The organism is Flavivirga abyssicola, from assembly GCF_030540775.2.
In the GTDB taxonomy this organism is placed as follows: domain Bacteria; phylum Bacteroidota; class Bacteroidia; order Flavobacteriales; family Flavobacteriaceae; genus Flavivirga; species Flavivirga abyssicola.
The window spans coordinates 2,407,588-2,433,348 of the sequence record NZ_CP141266.1; the positions used below are offsets into that span (position 1 = coordinate 2,407,588).

Annotated in this window: 21 protein-coding genes and 1 riboswitch; of the genes, 17 read left to right on the plus strand and 4 right to left on the minus strand. The window is 34.0% G+C overall.

Annotation, left to right across the window (positions count from 1 at the left end; translation table 11 throughout):
- Positions 1 to 3: 3 nt before the first annotated feature.
- Positions 4 to 3,342 (minus strand): RHS repeat domain-containing protein, encoded by a 3,339-nt coding sequence (locus tag Q4Q34_RS10135; protein WP_303318396.1) that lies wholly within the window; start codon positions 3,340 to 3,342, stop codon positions 4 to 6.
- Positions 3,343 to 3,644: 302 nt separating this feature from the next.
- Between Q4Q34_RS10135 and Q4Q34_RS10140 the strand changes: the two genes are divergently transcribed.
- From Q4Q34_RS10140 to Q4Q34_RS10220, 17 genes are all read left to right on the plus strand, one after another.
- On the plus strand, positions 3,645 to 4,058 hold the full coding sequence (locus tag Q4Q34_RS10140) for an RrF2 family transcriptional regulator (protein ID WP_303318395.1): 414 nt from the start codon (positions 3,645 to 3,647) through the stop codon (positions 4,056 to 4,058).
- 168 nt (positions 4,059 to 4,226) lie between these two features.
- Positions 4,227 to 4,484 carry a DUF2061 domain-containing protein gene (locus tag Q4Q34_RS10145; RefSeq protein ID WP_135876251.1) on the plus strand — a complete coding sequence of 86 codons (258 nt, stop codon included), beginning with the start codon at positions 4,227 to 4,229 and terminating at the stop codon, positions 4,482 to 4,484.
- Positions 4,485 to 4,495: 11 nt separating this feature from the next.
- Entirely contained in the window at positions 4,496 to 5,116 is a 621-nt protein-coding gene (locus Q4Q34_RS10150; RefSeq protein WP_330444535.1) for a phosphoadenosine phosphosulfate reductase domain-containing protein, read from the plus strand.
- A 69-nt stretch (positions 5,117 to 5,185) separates the two neighbouring features.
- Complete coding sequence (gene cysD, locus Q4Q34_RS10155) at positions 5,186 to 6,091, plus strand: sulfate adenylyltransferase subunit CysD (RefSeq protein ID WP_303318393.1); 906 nt, start codon at positions 5,186 to 5,188, stop codon at positions 6,089 to 6,091.
- Positions 6,092 to 6,246: 155 nt separating this feature from the next.
- On the plus strand, positions 6,247 to 7,494 hold the full coding sequence (locus Q4Q34_RS10160; RefSeq protein WP_303318392.1) for a sulfate adenylyltransferase subunit 1: 1,248 nt from the start codon (positions 6,247 to 6,249) through the stop codon (positions 7,492 to 7,494).
- A gap of 8 nt (positions 7,495 to 7,502) precedes the next feature.
- Complete coding sequence (locus Q4Q34_RS10165) at positions 7,503 to 9,611, plus strand: HEPN domain-containing protein (RefSeq protein ID WP_303318391.1); 2,109 nt, start codon at positions 7,503 to 7,505, stop codon at positions 9,609 to 9,611.
- A gap of 54 nt (positions 9,612 to 9,665) precedes the next feature.
- Positions 9,666 to 10,475 (plus strand): uroporphyrinogen-III C-methyltransferase, encoded by an 810-nt coding sequence (cobA, locus tag Q4Q34_RS10170; RefSeq protein ID WP_303318390.1) that lies wholly within the window; start codon positions 9,666 to 9,668, stop codon positions 10,473 to 10,475.
- A 7-nt stretch (positions 10,476 to 10,482) separates the two neighbouring features.
- On the plus strand, positions 10,483 to 11,067 hold the full coding sequence (locus tag Q4Q34_RS10175; RefSeq protein WP_303318389.1) for a precorrin-2 dehydrogenase/sirohydrochlorin ferrochelatase family protein: 585 nt from the start codon (positions 10,483 to 10,485) through the stop codon (positions 11,065 to 11,067).
- Position 11,068: 1 nt separating this feature from the next.
- The gene (locus Q4Q34_RS10180) at positions 11,069 to 12,121 is read left to right on the plus strand and encodes an NAD(P)/FAD-dependent oxidoreductase (protein ID WP_303318388.1); all 1,053 of its coding nucleotides are present in this window, start codon (positions 11,069 to 11,071) and stop codon (positions 12,119 to 12,121) included.
- Between the two features lie 16 nt (positions 12,122 to 12,137).
- Positions 12,138 to 12,878: a serine O-acetyltransferase EpsC gene (gene epsC / locus Q4Q34_RS10185; RefSeq protein WP_303318387.1), complete on the plus strand. Its 741-nt coding sequence runs from the start codon at positions 12,138 to 12,140 to the stop codon at positions 12,876 to 12,878.
- Positions 12,865 to 13,755, plus strand: coding sequence for a cysteine synthase CysM (cysM, locus tag Q4Q34_RS10190; RefSeq protein WP_303318386.1), 891 nt, complete (start codon positions 12,865 to 12,867; stop codon positions 13,753 to 13,755). Before epsC ends, cysM begins: the two co-directional genes overlap by 14 nt.
- A gap of 117 nt (positions 13,756 to 13,872) precedes the next feature.
- A riboswitch (SAM riboswitch) is annotated at positions 13,873 to 13,984 on the plus strand.
- A gap of 178 nt (positions 13,985 to 14,162) precedes the next feature.
- Positions 14,163 to 15,176 carry a homocysteine S-methyltransferase family protein gene (locus Q4Q34_RS10195; RefSeq protein WP_303318385.1) on the plus strand — a complete coding sequence of 338 codons (1,014 nt, stop codon included), beginning with the start codon at positions 14,163 to 14,165 and terminating at the stop codon, positions 15,174 to 15,176.
- Positions 15,177 to 15,208: 32 nt separating this feature from the next.
- The gene (locus tag Q4Q34_RS10200; RefSeq protein ID WP_303281972.1) at positions 15,209 to 15,490 is read left to right on the plus strand and encodes an antibiotic biosynthesis monooxygenase family protein; all 282 of its coding nucleotides are present in this window, start codon (positions 15,209 to 15,211) and stop codon (positions 15,488 to 15,490) included.
- 77 nt (positions 15,491 to 15,567) lie between these two features.
- Positions 15,568 to 18,219: a methionine synthase gene (gene metH, locus Q4Q34_RS10205; protein WP_303318434.1), complete on the plus strand. Its 2,652-nt coding sequence runs from the start codon at positions 15,568 to 15,570 to the stop codon at positions 18,217 to 18,219.
- 134 nt (positions 18,220 to 18,353) lie between these two features.
- A complete protein-coding gene (metF, locus tag Q4Q34_RS10210; RefSeq protein WP_303318384.1) occupies positions 18,354 to 19,310 on the plus strand; it encodes a methylenetetrahydrofolate reductase [NAD(P)H] in 957 nt (318 codons plus the stop codon).
- Positions 19,311 to 19,355: 45 nt separating this feature from the next.
- The gene (locus tag Q4Q34_RS10215) at positions 19,356 to 20,456 is read left to right on the plus strand and encodes an acyloxyacyl hydrolase (RefSeq protein ID WP_303318383.1); all 1,101 of its coding nucleotides are present in this window, start codon (positions 19,356 to 19,358) and stop codon (positions 20,454 to 20,456) included.
- Positions 20,457 to 20,566: 110 nt separating this feature from the next.
- Positions 20,567 to 21,313 carry a head GIN domain-containing protein gene (locus Q4Q34_RS10220; protein ID WP_303318382.1) on the plus strand — a complete coding sequence of 249 codons (747 nt, stop codon included), beginning with the start codon at positions 20,567 to 20,569 and terminating at the stop codon, positions 21,311 to 21,313.
- Here the strand turns inward: Q4Q34_RS10220 and Q4Q34_RS10225 are convergent.
- The 3 genes from Q4Q34_RS10225 to gldA all read right to left on the minus strand — a co-directional run bounded on the left by Q4Q34_RS10225 (position 21,284) and on the right by gldA (position 25,643).
- A complete protein-coding gene (locus Q4Q34_RS10225) occupies positions 21,284 to 22,486 on the minus strand; it encodes an acetate/propionate family kinase (RefSeq protein WP_303318381.1) in 1,203 nt (400 codons plus the stop codon). The two genes, Q4Q34_RS10220 and Q4Q34_RS10225, sit on opposite strands and share 30 nt — an antisense overlap.
- Before the next feature lie 5 nt (positions 22,487 to 22,491).
- Complete coding sequence (pta, locus tag Q4Q34_RS10230) at positions 22,492 to 24,582, minus strand: phosphate acetyltransferase (protein WP_303318380.1); 2,091 nt, start codon at positions 24,580 to 24,582, stop codon at positions 22,492 to 22,494.
- A 164-nt stretch (positions 24,583 to 24,746) separates the two neighbouring features.
- Positions 24,747 to 25,643: a gliding motility-associated ABC transporter ATP-binding subunit GldA gene (gldA, locus tag Q4Q34_RS10235; RefSeq protein ID WP_303318379.1), complete on the minus strand. Its 897-nt coding sequence runs from the start codon at positions 25,641 to 25,643 to the stop codon at positions 24,747 to 24,749.
- Positions 25,644 to 25,761: the final 118 nt, after the last annotated feature.

The window sequence follows — 25,761 nt, forward strand, 5'->3', positions numbered from 1 at the left end:
GGCTTAGTTTTTATAGTTGTACTTGTTCTCGCTTAATAGCTTACCGGTATCGTCCTTTATAAATTCGAGGCGGTTGAAATCGTCGTATTCATAGTATATGGTATAGCCCTTGGGATCGGTGATGCTGGTGGCTCCTACTAAGGGGTCATAGGTGTAGGTGGTGACCATGGCATCAGGTAACCCTGTCCTAATCTTATTTAGAGTAGCCATCATAGTACTTTGATTATAAGTACCATCTTTAATTGCTGTTAATTCTGCTGCTGTTAAGGTTGCTATAACTGATGCATAGGTGGCATTTTCTATTTTGACAACAGGGTATTCTTGGTTATATCCCCAGATGTAAGTTATGGAAGTACCGTCTGTTTTCGAAACCTCAATAGGATTTCCTTTATTATCGTAGTTATGAAATTGTACTCTGTTATCTAATGGCGTACCGTCTTTTGATGATTGAGTATATTCTGGTAATGTAATCCCATTAGGCCACGTTCTATAATTCGTACGTTGCGTACTTAACAATTCTGAACTATCAGCAAAACCATCTTCATCTTCATCTTTATAGACTTCTACTTGGATAGGGACGGCAGTACGATGTTCTCCAGTTAAATTAGTTGGAGAAGGAGCTTTTAATTTATCTATAGCAGCCTTTTCGTTAGGGGTTAAATTGTCGAACCCTAAAGAACTTGTAGAGATGATATCATCAGGGTAAAATATTTTCGTAATTATTGGTTTTGAATCACTGGTATTAGTTTCTGATTGATTTGATTGATAATGATTGTCATAATCATAATAATATTTCGTTTCAGTACTTACTGGTAAAGTATTATAATAGGATGTTATTTTACTAGAGTATAAATGTTGCGTACCGCCAGTAAGATTGTATACCTTATAATCATTATGGTCCCAATTTGCTGGATTTGGATCATTACCAGGTTTAAATATAATTAATGGGATATGAAATTGTAGTTTATCTTTTTTATAAAATAACCTAACAATCTCTTGCGGTAATGGAGGATTCGTGATATGATAATAAATTGGAAAGTTTGCATATTTGTATTTATTTTCTATTTCATTAATAAGATCATAACCACCTAAAGTTTTCTTGTATGTTTTAGAAGTTAGTAGTTTTCCTCGCATCCATTCATTATCCATAGAAATAGTATATGGGAATTTATAAAAATCACCAGAATCAGGCACTGCTGTAAAACTATATTCATTTTTACCGCCATCTCCAATTGTATTACCATTAATATATTCGGTAACATGACTGTAACCTACATGATTTCCTTGTTCATATGTAAGTGGGCTTCCTGGACGAGCACCATATGCATCTATAACAGGAACCCCCAAAATAGTCTTTTGTATAAAATAATAACTAGGTAATGAAAAAAGTAATCCACTAGTCTCATTTAAATTTGTTAAATATTCATATGATTTTTCTATAGTTCCATTCCATTCACTATTTAAAATAGTTTTCTTTACTCTATTTCCACCACTGTATATTGCTATATTTGGGTCTAGGGATTCATTCCATGAAATGTTTACTGCAAATCCATTAAAGAAATCATATGGATCATCAACACCCGTTAATTGGCGTACTATAAGCTTGTAATCACCTGGGGGAAGAGCACTGGAATTACCAGACCCCATAAAAATTGAATAACCACCATTTGCTCCTTGTATTCTAACCTTATAATTACAATTTACCAATTGCTCTGTAGAGCTACACGTGCCAAAATTACCCATAAATTGAACAATTGTAAATATAGATCCAGAAATTTTATTTTCAATTGTGAATGGAATTTCATATGTTTTATTACCAACGTAATGTGTAGGTCCTTTTACCATTCCAACACTTTTAGGAGTAGTTGGGTTTATCCCGTCATAATACAAATCTTTAAAATAATCAGGTACTTTAGCTTTATTTGCTTCAAATTCAAACTCTTTTGATCCTCCAGTAGGAAGGTTGATTTTCCTTAAAAGTCCAGTTTTAGCTTTTATAGTATCTACTTTGCGGTTAATAGTGTTGCCTCCATAATCAAAAAATGTTAGAAACTGACCGTTAGTTTTTCCGTTATAATAACCCCATACATCCTGTGCATTAGAAAATCTATTTGGTAATTCTTGTTTATTAATGTATTCAAAACTATAGAATGGTTCGGTTGTTCCATTCGGTGCTATTTTTTCTATGTTATCTAAAAATAGCCGTTTTCTAGCTTTGGTATCATAGCTCATTAAAGTAGGGTTTACATTTCCTGTACTAGTATCATAATTATAGCTATAATTAAAACTGTATTTAGCTACGGAAATCGCATTTAAGTCTTTTATTTCGATTTCTTTTAGACTATACCCAAAGTTTATATCTTCTCGTTCTACATTGTCTTTTGTGAAAACAATATGGCCTTCATTGAAAACAATCTCTTTTATTTTATATTCTTTGGATCGTATTCTTGAAAAGTATGAAGATATAGTTGTTCCGTTAAGCTCCCTTTTGTCATAAGAACGTTTGTGAAACTGAGTGCTTTCCAGTTCATAAATAAACTCTACTTTATTTCCTCTAGGGCTTTCTATAGCCACTAGTTGCCAACTATTATAATCATTAGAAAGAATAGGGCGTCCAAAATCTAACACCCCATCAGTAGTATAAGCAAATGATCGTTCTATTTCATCTCTATTTGCGATAGTACTGGAATTGTTATATTCACCAAAATAAAATTTATAGCCATTTTCATTAGTGACAACCCAAGCTTTTATTCCCGCATGCGTAGTTGCATTTCCATAAATAGGTTCGATTTTGAAGTCTGCATAATTTTGTAATAGAGGCTCTTTAGTTTTTTGATCGAAAATGAATTTTCCTGAATACCCCAGAAAGTTAAACATAAATTGGTCTGGAACTAAGTCTCCTATATCATTGGTAGCATCACTCCATACGCCTATTCTAGTAGACTCATTAGTTTCAAAAGACTCATAGTAGTTTTGGGTCAGATATCCTTTTTCGTCACTATTCCATGTATCATCAGCTTTCCCTCTTATTTGTCTGGAAACCATACCTCCATAATTTAATGCCCATCCTATACCCACTCTTGGAGCAATCTCTTCAACTCGGATACCTCTAGCATGGTATGAAAGACTTATTGGGATTTGAAGACCGTCTAAGTCAATAGTATAAAAGGGAATATTAATGGTTGGTAAACCTGAATAATGAGACACAGGGATTTCTACAAATTTAGATAGTGACGATGCTTCAGGGCTCGGTGGCAGTATTTCTGGTGAATTTTGAGCCTTTGCTCCAATACCACATAAAATGATTAAAGCAAATACAATTAACGAAGAAAGTCTTTTCATAAGGTTATGGGTTGATTAATTCTAAAATAATAAGCCATAAAATTACTGAACACTCAAAGAATAAAAGTAAGGTAAAACCTTACTTTTAGTAAGGTTTAATGTTAAAATTTGGTAAGCTTTTATTGATTTAGTCTTGATTAAAATAAATTTCTACCTTGAGTTTTAAGTAGTTTTTACAGGTAACTATAATCTGAAAGGAAATTGAGTGTGCTTGATAAATATTTGATTTTTAAAATATTATAACAAGTTTTTTGTTTTTTTGTAACATTTGCAACAAGCTATAAATTAAGTATATTAGCAGCATGCTATCCAAAAAGACAAAATACGGATTAAAAGCGCTAACTTATATTGCTAAAAGTGTTGGAGATCTACCTGTACAAATAAGTGAGATTTCAAAGAGCGAAAATATTCCACAGAAGTTTTTGGAAAGTATTATGCTTACGCTTAGAAAATCTGGCTTTCTAGGCTCAAAAAAAGGAAAACACGGTGGTTATTACCTCATAAAAGAACCCTCTGAGATCAAAATGGCAGACGTTATGCGTGTTTTAGAAGGCCCTATCGCTATGGTGCCTTGCGTAAGCTTAAATTTCTATGAGAAATGTGATGACTGTCCAGATGAGCATGAATGCAGTGTTCATAAACTTATGATCCAAGTGCGTGACAATACTTTAAAAGTATTAAGAAATAATACTTTAGAAGATCTGTCGGCAAGTTAGGTATTGAAAATTTCATAAAATAAATCGATTTTCTCTATAATTTGGGTTAACTAACCTAAAAATATTCCATTATTCCAAATAAGTTGTTAATAATTTTTGTCATGTTATAAAAAGTTTTACTTTTGTAATTCCTATTAAATCGATAGGATTAATGTAATACAACGACAAATGATAGCGCAGATGTTATTAAAAAACAAAGAAAAGTCTACTTATAAAGCCGATAGTGTTGGTGAAAAACCTATTCGTAGCGTTGCTAAAGCTTTAAGTTGGAGGGTTATAGGGACTCTAGATACATTAGTTGTTTCTTATGTACTAACTCAAGAAATAACCGTGGCCTCACTCATAGCATCTGTAGACTTTTTAACTAAAATGGTGTTATACTTTTTCCATGAAAGAGTTTGGAATAAGATTAAATGGGGAAAATAAATAGAAAGAAGATGTTTACAGAAAATCAAATACAAGAATTGAATGAGGCATTTAAAGATGCATCGCCAATAGACATTATTAAAAAGGCTTTTGAGCTTAATAATAAAACGGTAGTAACAACTAACTTCAGACCTTACGAAGCTGCTATTTTACATGCGGTAAGTTCGGTTGAAGCAAAAGTACCGGTAGTTTGGTGTGACACGGGTTATAATACACCCCAAACATATAGACATGCAGAGCAGATGATAAAAGATTTAGATTTAAATGTCTTTTTATACGTACCAAAACAAACATCATCGCATCGCGATGTGGTTATGGGCATTCCAAGTATTGACGCGCCAGAACATGCTTTGTTTACAGAACAGGTAAAGCTTGAGCCATTTAAAAGAGCGATGGAAGAACACAAACCAAATGTTTGGTTTACAAACCTGCGCCAAGGGCAAACAGCATTTAGAAATAGTATTGGAATTTTTAGTTTGAGTAAAGATGGTGTCTTAAAAGTGAGCCCATTTTACTATTGGTCTGATGAAAAGTTAGATAGTTATTTAGAAGAAAATAATTTACCAAACGAATTTAAATATTTCGACCCTACTAAAGCCTTAGAAAATAGAGAGTGTGGTTTGCACGCTTAGAATAATATACAGTTAGAGAAAATAGAAGAAAAATATTTGTGCATTAGTAGCAAATAACAAAATAAGATTATGAATAAAAACACATCACATATCAACTCGCTAGAAAATGAAGCGATCTACATTATGAGGGAAGTAGCGGCACAGTTTGAAAAACCAGTGTTGTTATTTTCAGGAGGAAAAGATTCTATCACTTTGGTGAGACTGGCAGTAAAAGCCTTTTACCCAGCTAAAGTTCCGTTTCCTTTAATGCATATTGATACAGGGCATAATTTCCCTGAAACTATAGAGTTTAGAGACAGATTGGTTAAAGAATTAGGTCTAGAACTTATTGTGAGAAATGTACAGGACTCTATCGATCAAGGAAAAGTAAAAGAGGAATCTGGACGTTATGCAAGTAGAAATATGTTGCAGACAACAACACTTTTAGATGCTCTTGAGGAGTTTAAGTTTGATGCTGCAATAGGTGGTGCGCGTCGTGATGAAGAAAAGGCTAGAGCTAAAGAACGTATTTTTTCTGTGCGTGATGACTTCGGACAGTGGGATGAGAAAAACCAACGCCCGGAATTGTTCGATATGCTGAATGGAAATATTGAGCACGGACAAAATGTTCGTGTATTCCCAATTTCAAACTGGACAGAATTAGATGTGTGGTCTTATATAGAAAAGGAAAATATTGAAATTCCTTCTATTTATTTTGCTCACAAACGTAAAGTGTTTTTAAGAGACGGAATGATTTGGTCTGCTGAAGATGGTGTTGTTTATAGAGATGACAATGAAGAAGTGATTGAAGAATTAGTACGTTTTAGAACTGTAGGAGATATGAGTTGTACAGCAGCGGTATTATCAGATGCAGTTTCTATTTCTAAGGTCGTGCAAGAAATTAGAGAAAGTACGATTTCAGAACGTGGTGCGCGTATTGACGATAAACGTTCTGAAGCAGCCATGGAAAAACGTAAACAGCAAGGGTATTTCTAAGCCCCCTAGCCCCCGAAGGGGGAATTATCAAGTTTGCTAATATAATCCTGTAAGGCTTCAAAAGCCTTGCAGATATAAAAATAAAAGATTAAAACTAATATTTAAAACATACCCGTAAAAGCTCCCTCTCCTTTGGAGAGGGTTGGGGAGAGGCCATGGAAGTATTAAAAATTGCAACAGCAGGAAGTGTAGATGATGGTAAAAGTACCTTGATAGGACGTATTTTATATGATACAAAATCATTAACTACAGATAAGTTAGAAGCTATTGAAAAAACAAGTAAGCAAAGAGGCTACGATTATTTAGATTTTTCTTTAGCAACCGATGGTTTGGTAGCAGAAAGGGAGCAAGGAATAACTATAGATGTCGCACATATTTACTTTTCAACAGCTAAGAAAAGTTATATTATAGCAGATACACCTGGCCACGTGGAATATACACGTAATATGGTAACAGGCGCTTCAACATCTCAAGCATCTATCATTTTAATAGACGCAAGAAAAGGAGTGATTGAGCAAACAAATCGTCATTTTTTCATAAATAATTTATTGAGGGTTAAAGACATTGTTGTAGCTATTAATAAAATGGATTTAGTAGACTATTCAGAAGAAATCTATAATAAGATTAAGGCAGATTTTGAAACATTGATGAGCAAAAGAGATTATCAAGGTCAAAAAATAACATTCATTCCTGTTAGTGCTTTAAAAGGAGATAATGTTGTAAATAAAACGGATAAGATGCCTTGGTACCAAGGTCAGACTTTATTGGAGCATTTAGAAGAGTTAGATAAAGCAGATATATTCAATATAGGAACGCCAAGATTTCCAGTACAATATGTAATACGTCCAAAAACTGAAGATTTTCATGATTTTAGAGGGTATGCAGGAAAAGTGTATGGTGGAAATTTAAGCGTTGGTGATGATATTGTTGTATTGCCATCGCAAACAAAATCTAAAATAAAGGATATCTATTTCTACGATGAAAAGTATGAAACGGCATCAAGACGTTCATCTGTAACCATCACTTTAGAAAATGATATCAATGTGAGTAGAGGGGATATGATCGTTAAAGATGGCGATTTACCAACTATAGATAAACAATTTACTGCTAATGTTTGTTGGATGGATTCAACACAATTAACAGCTGGTTCTAAATATATAGTACAGCATGGGATCAATAAAGTATTAGCAAAAGTAGATACGATTCATCATAAAATACATCCAGATTACTCAGGAATAGATACCGATGTATCAGGATTAGGAGTTAACGATATTGCGTCGATAACGTTCAAATTAAATAAGCCAATTTTTTACGACCAATTTAAGAATCACAGAACTAACGGATCGTTTATTTTAATAGATCCGCAAACAAATAATACGGTAGGAGCTGGCTTCATTCAATAAAAAAAATCATGCAAAGTTTTAGAACAGAAATAGAAAATCCAATTGTCGAAAATGACATTATAGAATTAGCTAATAAAATTGAGCTTTTTCATAACGGTAAAATAGACGAAGAAAAATTTAGAAGTCTTCGTTTAGCTAGAGGTGTATACGGACAGCGTCAAGAAGGCGTGCAAATGATTCGTATTAAATTGCCTTACGGAAAAGTGAAGAGCAATCAATTGCGTAGAATTTCAGAAGTGTCAGATGAATACTCTCGTGGTCGTTTACACATTACGACGCGTCAGGATATTCAAATTCACTATGTTGATTTAAATAGAACTCCAGAGCTTTGGGCTGAGTTGGAACGTGATGATGTTACTCTGAGAGAAGCTTGCGGTAACACGGTTAGAAATGTAACGGCTTCTGAAACGGCTGGAATTGATGTTAACGAACCGTTTGATGTATCACCTTATGCAGATGCTTTATTTCGTGCGTTCTTAAGAAATCCTATCTGTCAGGAAATGGGACGTAAGTTCAAAGTGTCTTTCTCTTCTTCAGACGAAGATACTGGATTGTCATACATGCATGATTTAGGTTTTATAGCAAAGATTGAAAATGGTGTACGCGGATTTAAGGTGATGCTTGGAGGGGGACTAGGTTCTCAGCCACGACATGCAGATGTGTTATACGATTTTATAGAAACAGATAAGATCATTCCAGTAATGGAAGGTGTTTTAAGAATTTTTGACCGTCATGGTGAGCGTAAAAGCCGCGCCAAAGCACGTATGAAGTTTTTAATAAAAGATATCGGATTAGAAGCTTTCAAGGCATTAGTAGAAGAGGAGCAAAATGCGATTGAGTTTAAATCGGTTGCTATTGATGCAGATGCATATGAAGCTTCAACACCAGTAGAAATAAGTGAGATTCCACAAGTTGAAATAAAAGACCAAGAAGCTTTTGAAACTTGGAAATCAACAAACCTGATTCCTCAAAAACAAGACGGTTATGTAGCGATTGGTATCAAAGTCCTTTTAGGAGATTTTTATACAGATAAAGCAAGATTGTTAGCCGATTTAGTTGAAAAATATGCAGCAGGGGAAATAAGGCTTTCATTGCGTCAAAACATAGTAATCCCTTTTGTAAAAGAAGCATTAGTACCATTTTTCTATAATGAATTAGAAAAATTAGGATTTGTAGAAGCGGGTTATAACAAAGCGGTAGATATTACGGCATGTCCGGGAACAGATACTTGTAATTTAGGAATTGCAAGTAGTACGGGAATTGCAGATGAGTTGGAGCGTGTTATTAAATCGGAATACCCACAATATCTAAGTAATGAAGATTTAGTTATTAAAATTAGTGGATGTATGAACGCTTGCGGACAACACAATATGGCAAATATTGGTTTCCAAGGGATGTCTGTACGTACACCAGATAAATTAGTAGCGCCAGCATTACAAGTGTTATTAGGTGGTGGTAATTTAGGAGATGGCAGTGGCGTATTTGCAGATAAAGTGGTTAAAGTGCCAAGTAAAAGAGGACCAGAAGCTTTAAGACGTATTTTAAATGATTTTGAAGCAAATGCTAACGGAAAGCAGTTTGTAGACTATTATAAAGAAAAAGGAGAAAAGTATTTTTACGATTTCTTAAACGACCTTCAGGATGTTACTAATTTAATTCAAGACGATTTTATCGATTGGGGTGAAGAAGAGAAATACGTTAAGGAGATTGGTATTGGTGAATGTGCTGGTGTGGTTATCGATTTAATAGCAACACTATTTTTAGAAAGTGAAGAAAAGATAGAAAATGCTAAAAAATCTTTTGATAATAAAGTATATTCAAGTGCTATCTATCATGCATATAGCTCTTTAGTTAATTCCGCGAAAGCGTTGTTATTAGCAGAAAATAAGAAAACAAATACGCATGCAGGTATTGTAAGTCAATTTGACGAATTGTTTGTAACAAGTGGAAATATAGATTTAGGCACTTCTTTTTCAGAATTGATATATCAAATTAATAAATTTGCACCAACAGAAGAGTTTGCCGCAAAGTATATCGAGAATGCAAACTTATTTTTAGATAAAGTAAGAACATTCAGAGAAACTGAAACCGAGAAACTTCAGAAAAAAGCTGTTTAGAAAGTGTCATTCTAAATGTAATAAAGAATCTTTTTTGCAGAGGTTTTTATAAAGATGAGTAAAAAAAACGAAAATAAAGATATAAAGAATCCTTTTCCCCCTTCAGGGGTTAGGGGGCGCTTAACGGTTGTAGGAGCCGGACCTGGTGATGAGGATCTAATAACGCTTAAAGCTATTAAATCTATAGAATCTGCAGATGTTATTCTGTATGATGCTCTTATAAATGAGGCGTTACTAAAATATGCGTCAAGCGAAGCGGAACTTATTTTTGTGGGTAAACGTAAAGGGTGTTATGCATTTCAGCAAGAGCAAATCAATGAACTTATAGTTAGTAAAGCTAAAAGTCGCGGACATGTTGTGAGATTAAAAGGTGGCGATCCATTTATATTTGGAAGAGGTGCAGAAGAGATCGACTACGTAAGACAATTTGGTGTGGAAACCTTTGTAGTACCAGGAATATCATCAGCTCTTGCAGTGCCAGCATACCAAGGCATTCCTTTAACTAAAAGGAATGCATCAGAAAGCTTTTGGGTAATTACAGGTACAACTAAAAATCATCAATTATCATCAGACGTTGCTTTAGCAGCAAAATCAACAGCTACTGTAGTAATTTTGATGGGAATGAGTAAGTTGACCGAAATCGTTCGTATTTTTTCAGAAGAAAAAAAACAAGATACACCTATTGCAATTATTCAAAATGGCACTAGAGACAATGAAAATGTTGGTATTGGGACTATTGAGACAATTAGTAGTATTGTAGCTGAAAAAGAATTAACAAATCCTGCTATTATTGTGATAGGAGATGTTGTTAAAAAACGAGCAATATTAACATCTATTTACAAAGAGGTTAATACCATAAGCTAAGTTGGATATGGAAAGGAATAATTTATATCCTATTTTTTTAAAGACTAAAAACTTACACGTACTTATTGTAGGTGGTGGTTTTGTGGCTGAAGAAAAATTGACTTTTTTACTAAAGTCTAGCCCAGATTCACGAGTTACTATGGTGTCTCCTATGTTTAGAGAAGGAACCATAGCGCTTGCAAAGAAAGGTGATGTTACGTTAATTGAGGATACATATAATAAAAGCTACTTAAGCGGAAAGCATATTGTTGTAGCTACGACTGATGTACCCGAAGTAAATGTAGAAGTTTGGAAAGATTGTAGAGCAGAAGCCAAATTAGTCAACGTTGCAGATAACCCACCATATTGTGATTTTTATATGGGAGGCATTGTAACAAAAGGCCATGTAAAAGTAGCGATTTCTACAAATGGGAAGTCGCCAACAACAGCCAAAAGATTACGTCAGTTTTTTGAGGATGTGATTCCAGAAAATGTTGACGATCTGGTTAAAAATTTAAATGAATATAGAAAAACAATAAAAGGTGATTTCGAGCAAAAAGTAGAAACGCTTAATGAATTTACCAAAGGATTAATTTCAAAAAAAGAATCGTAATATGATTAAAACAGATATACTAATAATAGGTGCAGGACCAACTGGATTATTTACAGTTTTTGAAGCGGGTTTATTAAAACTTAAGTGTCATTTAATTGATGCATTACCGCAACCAGGAGGACAATGTTCTGAGATTTATCCTAAAAAACCTATTTATGATATTCCTGGGTTTCCTGAAATTTTAGCAGGTGATTTAACAAAAAATCTTTTAGAGCAAGGCAAGCAATTCGAGCCTGGATTTACATTAGGTGAACGCGCAGAAACTATAGAAAAGCAAGAAGATGGTTCTTTTATTGTTACCACTAACAAGGGGACACAACACCATGCACCTGTAGTAGCCATTGCAGGAGGGTTAGGATCTTTTGAGCCTAGAAAACCAGCTATTGAAGGTATTGCAGATTACGAAGACAAGGGGGTTGAGTACATTATTAAAGATCCTGAATTTTATAGAGATAAAAAAGTAGTGATTTCTGGTGGTGGAGATTCTGCTTTAGATTGGAGTATCTTTTTAACAGATGTCGCTTCAGAAGTAACATTAATTCATAGAAGAAACGAATTTAGAGGTGCTTTAGACTCAGTTGAGAAAGTTAGAGAATTAACACTCTTAAATAAAATAAACCTGATCACACCAGCAGAAGTTAAAGAGCTTCACGGTGATGGAAAAATAGAAGCAGTTTCTGTAGTTAAAGATGGAGAAACTACTAAAATTGAAACCGATCACTTTATTCCTTTATTTGGATTATCTCCTAAATTAGGACCTATCGGAAATTGGGGATTAGAGATAGAAAAAAATGCTATAAAAGTTGATAACTCTTTAAATTATCAAACAAATATTCCTGGTATTTTTGCTATTGGAGATGTGAATACATACCCTGAGAAATTAAAATTAATTCTTTGTGGTTTCCACGAAGCAACATTAATGTGTCAGGCAGCTTATAGGATTATCAATCCAGGTAAAAAATATGTGTTAAAATATACAACAGTTAGTGGTATTGATGGTTTTGACGGGACTCGTAAAGAAGCACCTAAAGCAGTAGTTCAAGCTATTAATTAGAAATATATTTAACACAATGAAAAGCTATAACGTTTGCCTAAAAGATACGGTTAAAACATTCACAAAACGATTGTTTTATTCGCTATTCGATTGCGAACAGGAGGAGGTTCATGGTGATTATTTAGAGAAAACATTCCTTGAAATATTGTCGTCATTAGAGATAGAAAATGGCGAAAAATTATGGGAAAGCTTTAAAGCTGAACTTCCTGAAATTAGAAAAACATTAGATCTGGATGCTATTGCATTTGAAAATAACGATCCAGCATCTCATTGCTTGGAAGAAATATATTTAGCCTATCCTGGTTTTCATGCTATTTCTATTTATAGATTAAGTCATGCATTATATAAACTTGGTGTGTATATTTTACCCAGAATGATGAGTGAGTATATACATGGTATTACGGGAATTGATATTCATCCAGGAGCGACTATAAGCGACTCGTTTTATATAGATCATGGTACAGGAATTGTAATAGGAGAATCATCTATTATTGGTAAACAGGTTAAAATATACCAAGGGGTAACCTTAGGTGGTATTCAAGTGGCTAAAAGCCTAGCATCTACAAAAAGACACCCTACCATAGAAGATAATGTTACCATTTACGCAAATGCTACTATTTTAGGTGGTGATATTGTGATTGGAGCTAATTCAACTATTGGAGCCAACGTTTGGATTACACAATCCGTTCCAGAAGATTCATTAGTGACCTATCAGACTGAAATTAAAATCAGACCTAAAAAGAATGGCATACGGTAAAAGCATCCTAGATCAAATTGGAAACACACCAATTGTAGAGGCAAGTCATATTATTGAAAATAAAAACGTTCGATTGTTTTTTAAACTCGAAGGGAATAATCCCGGAGGAAGTGTAAAAGACCGTGCCGCTTTTAATATGATTAATGAAGCATTAAAACGAGGTGATATTAAAAAAGGAGGAACTTTAGTAGAAGCAACTAGTGGGAATACAGGTATTGCATTGGCTTTTATCGCACAGCTATTAGGGCTGAATATGGTATTAATCATGCCAGAGAACTCTACTGAAGAACGCGTTAAGACTATGAGAGCTTATGGAGCCGAAGTGATTTTAACCCCATCGGATGTTGGTATTGAAGGTTCAAGAGATTTAGCATTCAAGCTTAGAGATGAAAAAGGATACACCTTATTAAATCAGTTTGAAAATAACGATAACTGGAAGGCGCATTACAAAACAACTGGCCCTGAAATTTGGAGAGATACAGAAGGTGAAATTACGCATTTTGTATCTGCTATGGGAACTACTGGAACCATTATGGGAACATCAACTTTTCTAAAAGAAAAAAATAAAAATATAACTATAGTAGGAGCGCAACCAGCAGATGGTGCTAGAATACCTGGGATAAGAAAATGGTCACCAGATTATGTACCTAAGTTTTTTGACCGCTCTAAGGTAGATGTTGTTGTGGATGTTAATGAAGAAGATGCAAAAGCAATGACCCAACGTTTAGCGAAAGAAGAAGGTGTTTTTGCAGGGATGAGTAGTGGAGGTGCTGTCTATTGTGCTTTAGAAATTGCAAAAACTATTGAAGAAGGTGTTATTGTAGCTATTATTTGTGATAGAGGTGATCGGTATTTATCGTCACCATTATTCGAATAATACATTTTTTAATAAATTATAAGGATAAGAAAAATATAGTTGTTATTTTTGTCCACTATATTAATGAACTTAAGATTGTTAAACCTTAAGTTTATTATATTGTTCATAAACGTATTAATGTTATCAAGAAAGGCAGAGGGAATAGACCCGCTGAAGCCTTGGCAACCCTTTATCTGTTAAAGAAGGTGCTAAATTCTACTAATGTTTAAAAATATTAGAAAGATAACGGAAAGTGTTTCTTTTACCTTTCTTGATGACATTACGAATATTTGAAAAAACAAACATTGGTCAAGCTGAAAATGTCTCCCTGAGCGTAGTCGAAGGGTTGTTTTAGTTCCTCATTATTTATGTTACCAAAATAATATGGTGCTGAAATCGAATCAGAATGACGTTTAAAAAATATCAAAATGTCGAATATACAACAAGCTTTACAAGAGCGTATTTTAGTGCTGGATGGTGCCATGGGTACGATGTTACAGGCTTATAAATTTACCGAAGAAGATTTTAGAGGGGATCGTTTTAAAGATTACCCAACGCCGTTGCAAGGTAATAATGACTTGCTGTCCATTACACAGCCAAAAGCGATTAAAGAAATACATGCTAAGTATTTTGAGGTCGGTGCAGATATTGTAGAAACGAATACCTTTTCCGGTACAACAATCGCTATGGCAGATTATCAAATGGAAGATTTGGTGTACGAACTTAATTATCAATCAGCAAAAATAGCCAGGGAAGTCGCTGATGAATTTACAGCAAAAGAACCTCATAAACCGCGTTTTGTAGCAGGATCAATAGGTCCAACAAACCGTACGGCAAGTATGTCTCCAGATGTTAATGATCCTGGTTACAGAGCTGTTACTTTTGACGAGTTACGTAAAGCGTATAAACAACAGGTAGAAGCTTTAATTGATGGAGGATCTGATTTGTTATTGGTGGAAACTGTTTTTGACACTTTAAATGCTAAAGCAGCTTTATTTGCTATAGAAGAAGTTAAAGACGAAAGAGGCATTGATATTCCTGTTATGTTGAGTGGTACGATCACAGATGCATCAGGAAGAACACTTTCTGGGCAAACAGCAGAAGCATTTTTAATTTCTGTTTCTCATATTCCACTATTATCGGTTGGTTTTAATTGTGCTTTGGGAGCTAACTTATTGCAACCACATTTAGAAGCCATTGCTTCCAAAACAGATTTTGCAATATCGGCACATCCCAATGCAGGATTGCCAAATGCTTTTGGAGAGTATGACGAAACACCAGAAGAAATGGGGGCTCAGATAGAAGAATATTTAAAAAAGAATTTAATAAATATTATAGGAGGCTGTTGTGGTACAAGTCCAGAACATATTAAAGTCATTGCAGACTTAGCTGCTAAGTACAAGCCAAGGACTGTTATTCCTGAGAAAACAGAAACCTTATAAAAACCTGACAGGTCTCGCTAAGTAAATAAAACATGATACTCGAAGTAGCCATATTAAATATTAAAAAAGGACTTTCAACAGATTTTGAAAAAGCTTTTAGTGAGGCTAAGAATATAATTTCTTCAATGAAAGGATATATATCCCACGAATTAAAAAAGTGTGTCGAACAAGAAGATAAATATATATTATTAGTCAATTGGGAAACGATTGAAGACCATGAAGTAGGGTTCAGAAAATCGAATGAATATCAAAAATGGAAAGCTTTATTACATCATTTTTACGAACCATTCCCAATTGTAGAACATTATAAATAATGAGAAATAAAAACGATAAAGACCCAATTAAAAAAGTCTCTTCCCTTTGGGGAGAGGTTGGAGTGGGGAAGAAATACATGCGTTTATCAGGATTAGAACCACTAGTCCTTAACGAAAACAGTAATTTTATTAATGTTGGAGAACGTACTAATGTTGCAGGGTCGCGTAAATTCTTAAGATTAATAAAAGAAGAGAAATTTGATGAGGCGCTGGATATTGCACGGCATCAGGTAGACGGAGGTGCACAAATAATAGACATTAATATGGACGATGGTCTTATTGATGGAAAAGAATCTATGGTTCGCTTTTTAAATTTAATCGCTGCCGAACCAGATATTTGCCGTGTGCCTATTATGATAGATAGCTCTAAATGGGAAATCATTGAAGCCGGACTTCAAGTAGTACAGGGGAAATGTGTTGTAAACTCTATTTCTTTAAAAGAAGGAGAAGAAAAGTTTATCTGGGAAGCAAAACAGATCAAGCGATATGGAGCTGCGGTTATCGTGATGGCGTTTGATGAGGTTGGTCAAGCAGATAATTATGAGAGACGTATTGAAATATCTAAGCGTTCTTATGATGTTCTGGTAAATAAAGTTGGCTTTCCATCAGAAGACATTATTTTCGATTTAAATATATTTCCTGTAGCAACAGGAATGGAAGAACACCGCAGAAATGCGATTGATTTCATTGAAGCAACACGTTGGGTACGCGAAAATTTACCAAATGTAAGTGTTAGTGGTGGTGTGAGTAATGTGTCCTTTTCTTTTAGAGGAAATGATCGCGTTCGGGAAGCTATGCACTCGGTATTTCTATACTATGCCATTCAAGCTGGTATGAATATGGGAATTGTAAACCCAGCGCTTTTAGAGGTATATGATGATATTCCTAAAGATTTATTAGAACATGTTGAAGATGTTATTCTAGACAGAAGAGATGACGCTACCGAGCGTTTATTGGATTTTGCTGAAACTGTAAAAGGATCTACAAAAGAAAAGACTGTAGATTTATCATGGAGAGAGCTTTCACTTCAAGAACGTATTACACATGCTTTAGTAAAAGGAATTGATGCTTACATTATTGAAGATGTAGAACAAGCTAGGCAAGAAGCCGAAAAGCCAATAGAAGTTATTGAAGGTCATTTAATGATAGGAATGAATGTGGTGGGTGATTTGTTTGGAGCAGGAAAAATGTTCTTGCCACAAGTAGTAAAATCGGCAAGGGTTATGAAAAAAGCAGTATCCTATTTAAACCCATTTATTGAAGCCGAAAAAGGCGAAAAACAAGAAGCGTTAGGAAAAGTATTAATGGCAACCGTAAAAGGAGATGTCCACGATATTGGAAAAAATATTGTGAGTGTTGTTTTAGGCTGTAATAATTACGAAATAGTTGATCTTGGCGTTATGGTGCCACCAGAAAAGATAATTTCTGAAGCGAAAGAACATAATGTAGACGCCATTGGCCTATCAGGTTTAATCACACCATCTTTAGACGAAATGGTGTATTTAGCTAAAGAAATGGAACGTCAAAACTTCTCTGTGCCGTTACTTATAGGGGGAGCAACAACATCTAAAGCACATACTGCGGTGAAAATAGATCCACAGTATAAAAATGCTGTAGTACATGTAAACGATGCATCCAGAGCAGTAACGGTTGTTGGAGATTTATTGAATAAGAAAACGTCCAATGCATATGTTGCAAAACTTAAAAAGGATTATGATGAATTTCGTGAGAAATTTTTAAAACGAGGCAAAGAGAAGTCTTATATATCCATAGAAGAAGCACGACGTAAAAAATACAGCATAGACTGGGAAACGTCCAATATAGTTAAGCCTAACGAATTAGGCGTTCAAATATTAAAGCAACTAAGTTTAAAAGAACTATTACCTTTCATAGATTGGAAACCTTTCTTTATCTCATGGGATTTACACGGTAAATTCCCAGAGATATTAACTGATGAGGTTGTTGGAGAACAGGCTACACAACTGTATGAAGATGCACAAGCTATGATTAAGCAGATTGTAGCAAAACAGTTGTTGAAACCAAAAGCTGTTTTTGGCTTGTTTGAAGCAAATACGATCAATGATGATGATATATCTATTCAGAAAAAAGGTCGTGAGATTGCTGTATTTAGAACCTTGCGTCAGCAATTAAAGAAAAGGGAAGGCATTCCTAATATAGCCTTGTCCGATTTTATTGCACCAAAAGAAACAGGTAAAACGGATTATATGGGTGCATTCTGCGTGGGTATTTTTGGAGCACAAGAACTAGCAACCTATTATAAGAAAAAAGAAGACGATTATAACTCGATAATGGCACAAGCTATTGCTGATAGATTTGCAGAAGCATTTGCTGAATATTTACACAAACAAGTGCGAACAAAACATTGGGGTTATGCATCAGACGAAGATTTATCTAATGAAGAATTAATAAAAGAAACTTATAAGGGGATTCGTCCAGCACCAGGTTATCCTGCATGTCCAGATCATTTAGAGAAAGAAACCATTTGGGAATTATTGGATGTTGAAAAGCTGATTGGAGTATCGTTAACAGAAAGTTTAGCCATGTGGCCAGCAGCTGCAGTATCTGGATACTATTTTGGAAACCCAGAAGCTAAATATTTTGGTTTAGGTAAAATCACGGATGACCAAGTAACAGATTATGCTACCAGAAAAGGTATCAAAAAAGATAAAGCCAGAAAGTGGCTGCATCCTAATCTTGCAGAGGAGTAAAAAAACTCTAGCCTCTCCAAAAGGGAGCAATAAAAAGAAAAGCCTTAAGGAATCATTTGTGAATTTTTGGCTAAGAAAATAAGAACTAATAATGATGAGATTCCCGCCTTTGCGGGAATGACAAAAGTTAACTGATGAAAGTAATAGACCATATTAAAAAAGCCAACGGAAAAACATTGTTTTCGTTCGAAATTATTCCACCACAAAAGGGAAGGAACATTCAGGAACTGTATAATAATATAGATCCTTTAATGGAATTTAAACCCCCTTTTATTGATGTAACAACTTCCAGAGAACAGTATATCTATATCGATAAAGGCGACGGGTTATTAGATAGAAAAATAACACGTATGCGTCCAGGTACAGTTGGTATCTGTGCGGCTATTAAACATAAGTATAATGTAGATACGGTGCCACATGTGTTATGTGGTGGTTTTACCAAAGAAGAGACAGAATATTTATTAGTAGATTGCCATTATTTAGGTATAGAGAACGTGATGGCTTTACGAGGTGATGCTATGAGTCATCAAAAATATTTTGAACCTTCAAAAGGAGGGAATCACTATGCAACAGATTTAGTGGCTCAAATTCAGAATTTAAACTATGGCAAGTATTTACACGATGTTATAGAGTCTAATCATAAATCTGATTTTTGTATTGGTGTTGCAGGTTATCCTGAAAAACATATGGAAGCGCCTTCTATGCAAGCAGACTTAAGACGTCTTAAAGAAAAGGTTGATGCAGGGGCAGATTATGTAGTCACACAAATGTTTTTTGATAATAAAAAATACTTTGAATTTGTAGAAAAAGCGAAAAAAGCAGGAATTAATATCCCTATTATTCCAGGGATAAAGCCGTTAGCAGTAAAACGTCATTTACAAATACTTCCTCAAGTTTTTAAAATAGATTTACCAGAAGATTTAGTTGATGAAGTAGAAAAGTGTAAAGATAATAAACAGGTAAGACAAGTGGGAGTAGAATGGGCTATAAAGCAATCTGAAGAACTTAAAAAAGCAGGTGTTCCAGTACTACATTATTACTCTATGGGTAAAAGTGATAATATAAAAGCCATTGCATCACAGTTATTTTGATAATTCTGTTATTTTTGCCCTTCAAACAAACCTATTAATCTATTAATGAGGGTATTTTTAATCTGTATTTTTTGTACAGTGTTCAGCGTTTCTTTCTCACAAGAAAAGAAGCATACGTCTTATATAGATGTCAATTATGCTAAAGGAAACATAGTCTTGCATAATAACGATATACTACATTTAATTAAAGGGCGCCCAGAGGGAATTATTTTAGGTTGGAATAAAAAAACCTACGGGTATAACGATTGGGAACAACACTATAATTACCCAGATTACGGTGTGTCTTTTGCCTACCAAAATCTAAAAAACGATGTTTTAGGGAATAATTATTCATTGTATGCGCATTACAATTTCTACTTTTTGAAACGTCATTTAATGTTACGTATTGGTCAAGGTTTGGCTTTAACGACCAACCCTTATGATAAAGAAGAAAATTTTAGAAATATAGCCTTTGGAACTAAAATTATGAGTAGTACTCTTTTAATGCTTAATTACAAAAAAGAGCGTATTATAGATAGGTTTGGATTACAAGCAGGGTTATCATTTATTCACTATTCCAATGGTAATGTAAAAGCACCAAATACGAGTATTAACAATATGGTTCTAAATATTGGAGTGACTTATAATTTAGACGAGGCAGAACCCGAATATGTGTCAACACTTGATAATGAAAATAAAGAAAAATTCACACAACCCATAAAATATAATATTGCTTTTAGAAGTGGTGTTAATGAAAGTGATACAGTTGATAGTGGACAATTCCCTTTTTATATTTTTTCTGCTTATGCGGATAAGCGTGTAAATGTAAAAAGTGCATGGCAGTTAGGAGCCGATGTTTTCTTTTCAAGATTTTTAAAAGAACATATTTATTATAGATCGGTTGCCTTTCCTGAAGATAATTTATCAGGAAATGAGGATTATAAAAGAGTAGGTGTTTTTGCAGGTCATGAATTATTTATTAATAAAACGTCGCTTATTACACAGTTGGGATATTATGTCTATTATCCTTACGATTTTGAAGGACGTACCTATTTAAGGGTTGGTTTAAAACGTTATTTTGGTGATAAGTGGTTTGGAGCATTAACACTAAAATCACATGGAGCCAAAGCTGAGGCAATAGAATTTGGAGTTGGTGTTAGACTATAAACGATCTGTCATTCCTGCGACTTGTACTGAACTTGTTTCAGTAAGGCAGGAATCTTAAGAATTGAAACTTAAATATAAAAATGGGTTCCTGCCTTTGCAGGAATGAAAATATGAAAAGAATAGTTTACATATTAGTTTTGTTTTTAACAATAGCTTGCGATAGTGAAAACGCTGGAGATTGTTTTCAGAAAACAGGGCGTATAGTTCAACAGGAAATAGTAGTAGATTCTTTTGATAAAATATTTGTCAATCGCGATATAGAACTCATTATTAAAGAAGGAATGGAACAGCAAGTTATTGTTGAATCTGGTGAAAATTTAATGAATGATGTAAAAGCAGTTGTTTTAGATGGTAAGCTAACATTAACCGATAGTAACAATTGTAATTATGTGCGAGATTATGGTGTTACTAAAGTTTACGTGACATCTCCAAATATAACAGAAATTAGGAGCTCTACACAGTATGATATAAGTTCAGATGGCGTTTTAACTTATCCAAGTTTAACTATTCTATCGGAAGATTTTGGTGATCCAGATAGCATTACAAATGCTAATTTTAGGTTACAGATCGATAATAATACATTTAGATTAGTTTTTAATAATTTATCTAATTGTTTTATTTCGGGTAAAACAGAAAACCTAAATCTTACTTTTGCATCTGGGACCTCACGTTTTGAAGGCCGAAATCTTATAGCCCAAAATGTAAAATTATGGAATAGATCATCTAACGATATGATTGTAAACCCCCAACAAGAAATTAAAGGTACTATTTCTGGAGTGGGTCATGTGATTTCTGTAAATCGCCCACCAATCGTTGAGGTTAATCAATTATATAAAGGACGCTTGATTTTTGAATAACTGAGTGGCTTGTTTAGCAATTTCCAATTCTTCATTAGTGGGAATTACTAAAATTTTTACTTTAGAATCATCTGTATTAATAGCATGTGTCGTTTTAGATCTAATTTTGTTTTTTTCAGCATCTAAATGAATACCTAAAAACTCCAAATCTTTAGAAACTAGTGCTCTCATTAATTGTGAGTTTTCTCCAATACCCGCAGTAAATACGATCGCATCTAATCCATTTAAAATAGCGGCATAGCTACCAATATATTTTTTTATACGATACACATTCATCTCTAAAGCTAGTTGACATGCCTTATTTCCTTGGGCTGCTTGTTCTTGAATATCTCTTAAATCACTAAAACCAGTAAGTCCAAGCATGCCACTCTTTTTTTGTAGTAGCGTGTTTATTTCGTCTAAACTGTAGTCTAGTTTATTTGTTAAATGAAAGATAATAGCTGGATCGATATCTCCAGAACGTGTTCCCATAATTAAACCACTAACGGGAGAAAATCCTAAAGAATGATCAATACTCTTACCGTCCTTTATAGCCGTCATACTACAACCGTTTCCTAAATGAATGGTAATAATTTTAGAATCTTTTTTACCTAAATAATCGATAGCTTTTTCTGAAACATACTTATGACTGGTCCCATGAAAACCATATAAACGAATATGATGATCAGTTAAAAATTCATTAGGAATCGCATATTTATATGCATGTTCTGGTATCGATTGATGAAAAGCCGTATCAAAAACAGCAACCTGTTTTGCATTTGGAAATATATCTTCAGCAACTTCGATGCCCTCAAGATTAGCAGGATTATGTAAAGGAGCAAGCGATGATAGTTCTTTTATCTTTTCTTTTACAGCCTTAGTGATTTGAGTTGTTTTATTAAAATGAATGCCACCATGCACTACTCTATGGCCGACTATCGAAATATCTTCTGGGGATTTTATAATGCCCGTGTTTTTATCTAAAAGCTGTTTTGATAATAATTTTAATCCATCTTTATGGTTTAAAATTGGGCTTACAAATTCAATAGTGTCATTTTTAGTTTTGAATTTAAAAATAGCATCATCAAAACCAATACGTTCAATAAGCCCTGAGCATAAAATACGCTCTTCTGGCATTAAAAACAATTGAAATTTTATGGAGGAACTCCCCGAGTTTAAAACTAATACTTGCATGTTTTTTATTGGTTTTGAGCTTGAATAGCAGTGATTATAACGGTGCTATAAATGTCGTCTACAGTACAACCTCTACTAAGATCGTTTACTGGTTTATTTAATCCTTGTAAAACAGGACCTATAGCCAATGCTCCTGTTTCACGTTGTACAGCTTTGTAGGTGTTATTACCTGTATTTAAATCTGGAAAAATTAAAACACTGGCATGTCCAGCTACCTCAGAATCCGGTAATTTGGTTTTTCCAATACGCGCATCTACCGCGGCGTCATACTGAATAGGCCCTTCTATTTTTAAATCTGAAGCTTGTGCTTTTACAATATCGGTTGCCTCTCTAACTTTTTCTACATCAATTCCTTTTCCAGAAGCACCAGAAGAGTAAGAAAGCATAGCAACTTTAGGGGTTATACCAAACTCTTTTGCTGTTTGAGCTGACGAAATTGCTATTTCTGCCAACTGTTGGGCATTTGGGTTTGGGTTAATAGCACAATCTCCAAACACAGAAATTCTGTCTTCTAAGCACATAAAGAAAATGGACGATACTAGGTTTACGCCTGGTTTTGTTTTTATAAATTGTAAAGCAGGGCGTAAGGTATGCTGTGTAGTATGTACAGCTCCGGAAACCATGCCGTCTGCATGCCCTTTGTAAATCATCATAGTACCAAAATATGAAACATCAGACATGGTATCCCTTGCCATTTCCAAAGTAACATTTTTATGTTTTCTAAGTTCATAAAAAGTACTAACATAATCTTCAAAATGAGGTGATTTTGTAGGAGATACAATATTTATTTCATCTGTATTTAAAGGGATATCTAATTTTTCAATAAGATCTTTAATTTTATCTTCTTCCCCCAAAAGTGTTAATTCTACAACATGGGCATTGGTTAATCTTGCAGCTGCACGTAATACGCGTTCATCAGACCCTTCTGGTAAAACGATATGCTTTTTATCGTTTAAAGCACGTTGTAATAAATTGTATTGAAACATTCTAGGTGTGAACACATCAGATTCAAAAGTAATAAGTTTATCAGCCAGCTTATCAGTATCTACATGTTTTTCAAAAACAGCTATAGATGTGGTTATTTTTTCTGTGTTTTCAGCATATATTCTAGATTTAATATTGCCAATACTGCTGGTTACATTATAAGTACCTCCCTTTACACTAATAAGAGGAACAATGCTGGAGAGCCCTTCTATAAGTTTTAAAATAGGCTCCTCTGGAATAAGCCCTCCTGTTAAAATAATTCCTGCAATTTTAGGGTAATTCTTAGAGATATTAGCTTGTAAAGCCCCTAGAATAATATCGGCTCTATCACCGGGAGCAATAACCAATGCATTTTCCTTAAGATGCATCAAATAATTGCGTAATTGCATGGCACCTACGCTAAAACTCTCAGTGAGGTTATTCAGCATGTCATGACCAAAAAGAACCTCGCCGCCTAAAGCTTTCGAGATTTCTTTTACAGTAGGACTGCTCAGGTTAGGGATTTTTGGTATAACTGTAATATCTGTACCATTGCTTATACGCGTTTTCAATTGCTCCTTAAGCGTAGAAATATAATCTGGGTTAGCTTTATTAGTTATTATTGAAAGTACATCAACATCTTGTTTAAAAGTGTTATGTGCTAATTGCACACTATCTACAATCTCTTTAAGCTCTTTTTTATCTCCTTGGGAAACGATAATAACAGGAAGTCCGAGGTTTTTAGATATTAAAATATTAATATCTAGCTCCAAACTTGAATTTTCATGAGAGAAGTCGGTGCCTTCTACCAAAACAAAATCAAAATGCTCTTCAAGATTTTTATATTTTTTAATAATTTCATCTAAAACTTCTCCAGATTTCCCTTGGTTATATAAATCGAGTACTTGATTTCTTGTATATGCAAATGTTTTCTTGTAGTTAACATCTAATTCAAAATGAGACATCACAGTATTGATGTGATTATCCATTTCTCCTGTTTCAAGATCTTCAATAATTGGTCTAAAATATCCGACCCTGGCAGTTTTTCCCAAAAGCATACGCATTAAGCCAAGAACAACAACAGATTTCCCACTGTTAGGCTCGATAGTTGCTACATAAATTCCTTTACTCATAGTGTTTTTTAGTGTTACAAGATAGCTTATTACTTACTGTATAGGTGAAGTAATTATATATTGTGTTATAAAAATATTATACGACAAAATTAATACCTTCATATTATGCTAAGGATGATATTTGTCATACTTTCCATTTAAAACTTATCAATATAAAAAGGGGGCTATTTTGATGTTAAATCTCTAAAAAGTGACTCCAAACTAGCGTTCTTTTGATTTAGCTGCAATATTTTTAATTGATTATCATGAGCAAAATCAAAAACATAAGATCTCATATCTTCTGAGGTACTAAAAGTAACCTCATAAACAAAGCCATGTGTATTTGCTACATGTTTTACTTTAGGAAGTTTTAGTAAAAAAGCATCTTCAACACGATAATCAAATTCAACAATAACAATTTGTTCTTTGGCATCACGTAGTTCACTTAGTTTTTTATCTGCAACAATCTCCCCTTTATTAATTATAATCACACGGTCGCACATCGCCTCCACTTCTTGCATAATATGTGTAGATAGAAACACGGTTTTGGTTTCTCCAATCGTTTTTATAAGATGTCTAATATCAACCAATTGGTTGGGGTCTAAACCAGTGGTCGGTTCATCTAATATTAAAACATCAGGATCATGTAATAAGGCATTGGCTAAACCAACACGCTGGCGATATCCTTTAGAAAGCTGTCCTATTTTTTTATGAACTTCAGGTGTTAAGCCAGTAAGCTCAATAACATCATTAATACGTTCTTTAGAAACCTTGTATATGTTAGCATTAAAGTTTAGATACTCTTTAACAAACATGTCCAGATATAATGGGTTATGCTCGGGTAAATAGCCAACACTTTGTTGTACATGTTTAGTGTTTTCTTTTATGTCATATCCATTTACCTTGGCACCGCCTTCACTAGGGTTAATGTAAGTGGTTAATATTTTCATCATGGTCGATTTTCCAGCACCATTAGGACCTAAAAAACCAACAATTTCTGGTTTGTTGACTTTAAACGATATATTGTTTAGAGCTTTCTGTTCGCCATAGCGCTTTGAAACTCCTATTACTTCAATAGACATAATTAAAATTATTTATTCAAAAATAATAATTATATAATGCAATAGAAGTTTTGTTATATAATCTTTAAAACTTTTAAAAAAATCAAAAAAAACCGATAGCACAATTTTGATTTCTTAA